Genomic DNA, 4120 nt, shown 5'->3' on the forward strand with positions numbered 1-4120 from the left:
GAGAAAATCGCGGGTCAACGGATGAGGCGACGTCCGCGGGCGGCGAATGCACGAAATCACTCTGGTCTCTCCATATCTGGCGCAGCGCAATCAGGCGTGTTTGTTCAGCCGGCAGCGATATCGGCGCCTTATGTTGCCATACACGCCTTAACTCACGGTACCGAGCACTTTGACCATCGCACTAAAGGTTCTTAAAGACCAAACCCGCCGGAAAAAGCTGGAAACGGCCAGGTAAATAACGTGATAACGCGCAGCGCAGATAACCGAAACGGGAGTAACCGACCAGATTAAAATGCTGTGAGAATGCTGCCAGTCTTCAGTGCAACGCCTGATCGATGTCGGCGATGAGATCGTCGGTGCCTTCCAGGCCGACTGAGATTCGGACCACGCCATCGCCCAGGCCAATAGCGGCGCGCCCTTCGGGTCCCATTGCCCGGTGGGTGGTCGTCGCCGGATGGGTGACAAGGGATTTTGAATCACCCAGATTGTTGGAAATGTTGATTACCCGCAGCTTGTCCAGCACCTCGAAGGCTCGTTGTTTGGCCGCGCTGTCGGGCACGTTGAGTTCAAAGGTGACGACCGTACCGCCGCCTGACATCTGTCGCTTGGCCAAGTCGTACTGCGGATGCGACGCCAGAAATGGATAACGCACCCACCTCACCGCCGGATGCCCCTCCAGGTACTCGGCGATTCGCTGCGTCGAGGCGTTTTGATAATCGACCCGAATCGCCAGTGTTTCAAGGCCTTTGAGCATTACCCAGGCATTGAACGCACTCATCGCCGGCCCGGTGTGCCGCATCAGTTTCTGCACGGGGCCGTCGATGTACTCCTTGTCCCCAAGGATCGCGCCGCCCAGCACCCGGCCCTGCCCGTCGATGTGTTTTGTGCCCGAGTAGACCACTACGTCGACGCCGAGCGGAAGACCCTGCTGCAGCAGCGGGGTCGCAAAGACGTTGTCCAGCACGACTTTTGCCCCCGCGCCGTGAGCGAGCTCGCTGACCGCAACAATGTCGACCAGCGATTGCATCGGATTCGACGGCGTTTCGAAGAACACCGCCTGGGTCGGCACGGAAAGTGCCTTCTCCCACTGGGATAGGTCATCGCCGTCGACAAAGACGGTCTCGATCCCCCAGCGCGGCAAGATCTCATTGCACACAACGAAACACGAGCCGAACAAGCTGCGCGCGGCGACCAGCCGATCGCCAGCGCCCAGCAGCGCGCCCAGCGAGGTGAAAACCGCCGCCATCCCGCTCGCAGTGGCGAACGCCGCCGGCGCGCCCTCGATCAACCGCAATCGTTCCTCGAACATCGTGACCGTCGGGTTGCCGTAGCGGGAGTAGACATAGCGGTCGATCTCGCCAGCGAAGGCCTGCTCGGCAGCGGCGGCAGTGTCGTAGACGTAACCGGACGCCAAATACATCGCTTCGGCAGTCTCTTCGAACTGCGACCGCAAGATGCCGCCGCGCACTCCGATGGTGGCCTGGCTGACACCGTCGGGCAGCGGCTCCGGCGTGCGGACCGAGCGCGCGGCGCTCATGATTGCTTCCAGGGCAATCCGATTGCGCGCCAACCGACCCCGCCGCGATGACCGTCGGCGTCGAGATGTCCTTCGAAACCGTCCAGCACGTTGTACGACGGGGCGATACCCGCCTCGGTCGCGGCCTCGGCTGCACCGATGGAGCGGTTGCCAGAGCGACACAGGAAAATCACCGGCCGGTCCCCGGTGGCGGCCGGCAGTTGTTCAGCCAGTTCCGCCACGAACTCTTCATTGCGCGCGCCGTCGACGCTGTTCCACTCGATGTAAACGACCTCGTGGTTCAGGCTGGACAAGTCGGGCACCCCGACGAAGCGCCATTCGGCGTCGGTGCGCACGTCGACCAGCACCGCCTCGGGGTTTTCGCCGAGCAGCTTCCACGCCTGCTCCGGTGTGATATCTCCTGCGTAGCTCACCCGCGTGAGTGTCGCATACCTGACTGGGAGAGCCACTGGTGGGCGCTGGCGCGGAACGCCGGGCAAGGACTTCACCAGCGTCTACCAGAGCCTGCGCAGTGCCGCCGACACCTCCCGGGCGCGGGTACGCGCAGTGCTCACGTCTGAGGCAGTAACAACGGCCACGCCCAACGGGCGGCGCCCTTCGGGCTCGTGACGGCCGAACACCCGGGCATCGCTCTCCGGCACCCGCAGCGCATCGGCCAGTACGCCGACGGCTTTTGAGCTCTGGACCGTCAGGCCGGACCCGTCATGGCCGGCGTAGATCACCTCCGCGGCGCCCGGCGAAATCATGATGGCGTCGGTCGGCAGGCCCAGGATTGCCCGGGCTTGCAGTTCGAATTCCGAAAGCCGCTGGGTGCGCAGTGTGACCAGACCGCTCTCGAAGGGCCGGGCCGTGACATCGCTGAAGTACACCTCGTCGCCGCGGACCATCAGCTCCACCCCGAACACGCCGCGCCCGCCCAGCGCCTTGACGATACGGGCGGCGATCGACCTGGCAGTGTCCAACGCGGCGACGCTCATGTCTTGCGGCTGCCACGATTCCTGCACGTCACCGATGGCCTCACCATGTCCGATCGGGGCGCAGAACTCGATCGTGGGCCCCGTCGGTCCAACGCTGCGCACCGTAAGCAGGGTGACGTGAAAGTCGATCTCGACGAGGGTCTCGGCCAACACCCGGTTGTGGGCCAGCCGACCACCGGCCGACGCCGCACGTTGCCAGGCCGTCTCGATGTCGGCCGGTAGCAGAACGACTGACTGCCCCGCGCCGACCGTCGCGGCCACCGGTTGCACCCGCAGCGGGTAGCCGGCGTGATCGGCCACCGCCCGCAACTCGTCAAGCGATCCCGCGAACCAGAATGGGGCGGTAGGCAGGCCAAGCTCGTCGGCGGCCAGCCGGCGCAGTCCCTCCCGGTCGGCGGTGAGCCGAGCGCAGCGGGCGGTGGGGAAAACCTCGGCTAGACCGGCTTCGGCCGCGACAATCAACGCGTCGGTGGCGACCACGTCGGATGCCGTCACCACGAAATTCGGCTCGAACCGCCTGATCACCGCGCCCAGCTCGTCGGTGTCGGTCATGTTGACCACCAGTGACTGATCGGCGACACCGTGCGCGGGCGCATCGGCATACCGGTCGACCGCGATCACTCCAGCGCCGAGTCGCTGAAAGGCGAGCGCCAGCTCGCGGCTGAACTCTCCCGAGCCCAGCAGCATCACCGTGGTCCGGTGCAGCTGGTGGGCCGGCGGCTGCTCGCGCTTTCCGCGAGTTGACTCGTCCTGCGGCACGCCCTCGGCCACCGGTTTCACCTTCTCCCTCAGTCACTGTGCTGCACGCACTGCTGCACGCTGCTCAAGGATAGGGCGGCTCACGGGAAGGGCGGCGAACGGCGATCCGGCCGAGGTGGATGCCGAGCGCATCGACGACGAGGCGCTGCGAGCGGTGCTGCACGGGCTGGACCTGGAGGTGGGGTCTCCGCGGCTTGTGGGCGCGACACCCAACCTTTGGGCTGATGACAAGCGTGTGAGTCGTCAGAGTCCCGCGGCGCACTCGAGCAGGCGGAGTTCGTCGTCGAGGTGCCCGGTCATCGCGCCCAGCCCGGGGACGGCGTGGCGGCAGCCGGTGAGCCCGAACGCGATCGTATCGTCAGTGCTGGTGCAGGTGATGTTCAGCGCCTGACCGGCAACCGGGATCGACAGCGGGTAGAGGGCGTCGAGGCGGGCGCCGTTCCAGTACAGCGGCGCCGGGGACCCGGATACGTTCGAGATCATCACGTTCGGCGGGCGCAACAGCCTGTGGTGACCGACCAGCATGCCCAGCGCCAGCGGTGCGGCCCCCAGCGCGCTCATCTCGAGGACCTGCAGCTGACTGCGCGCGGCCAGCGCGGATTTGCCGTCGCGCATGCCGGCCTGCACGGCCGCGAGCCGGTCGCCGGCGTCGGCCAAGTTGGTGGCCAGCCCGCATGTCAACGACCCGATCTTGTTCCCTGCATCCGTGGTGCCGCCCCGGCCGCCCTCGGGCCGGGTGCCGTGCAGCGAGACCGGCACCATCGCCACCAGCGGCGCCCACGGCAGCGCCCCCTTACTGGTCAGATAGCTGCGCAGCGCCCCGGCGCACATGGCGAGCACCACGTCG

4 protein-coding genes are annotated in these 4120 nt (G+C 66.2%); all 4 read right to left on the reverse strand.

The features are described from left to right. Positions 1-316: 316 nt before the first annotated feature. Positions 317-1537: an O-succinylhomoserine sulfhydrylase gene (locus ACLQI9_RS09870; protein ID WP_442378447.1), complete on the reverse strand. Its 1221-nt coding sequence runs from the start codon at positions 1535-1537 to the stop codon at positions 317-319. Then, positions 1534-1950 carry a rhodanese-like domain-containing protein gene (locus tag ACLQI9_RS09875; protein WP_442378446.1) on the reverse strand — a complete coding sequence of 139 codons (417 nt, stop codon included), beginning with the start codon at positions 1948-1950 and terminating at the stop codon, positions 1534-1536. The genes ACLQI9_RS09870 and ACLQI9_RS09875 overlap by 4 nt, the downstream gene beginning before the upstream one ends. 81 nt (positions 1951-2031) lie before the next feature. Next, positions 2032-3285, reverse strand: coding sequence for a formate-dependent phosphoribosylglycinamide formyltransferase (purT, locus tag ACLQI9_RS09880; protein ID WP_442391593.1), 1254 nt, complete (start codon positions 3283-3285; stop codon positions 2032-2034). A gap of 231 nt (positions 3286-3516) precedes the next feature. Continuing rightward, positions 3517-4120, reverse strand: a 604-nt coding sequence (locus tag ACLQI9_RS09885; protein ID WP_442391595.1) for a WS/DGAT domain-containing protein, incomplete at its 5' end; no start/stop codon positions are given.

Origin of the sequence: Mycobacterium sp., from assembly GCF_052143115.1 — a bacterium.
GTDB lineage: Bacteria > Actinomycetota > Actinomycetes > Mycobacteriales > Mycobacteriaceae > Mycobacterium.

Bases quoted from the DNA above. Each gene is read 5' to 3' on its own strand.
- ACLQI9_RS09870 (WP_442378447.1), bottom strand. From the start codon at position 1,537: ATGAGCGCCGCGCGCTCGGTCCGCACGCCGGAGCCGCTGCCCGACGGT.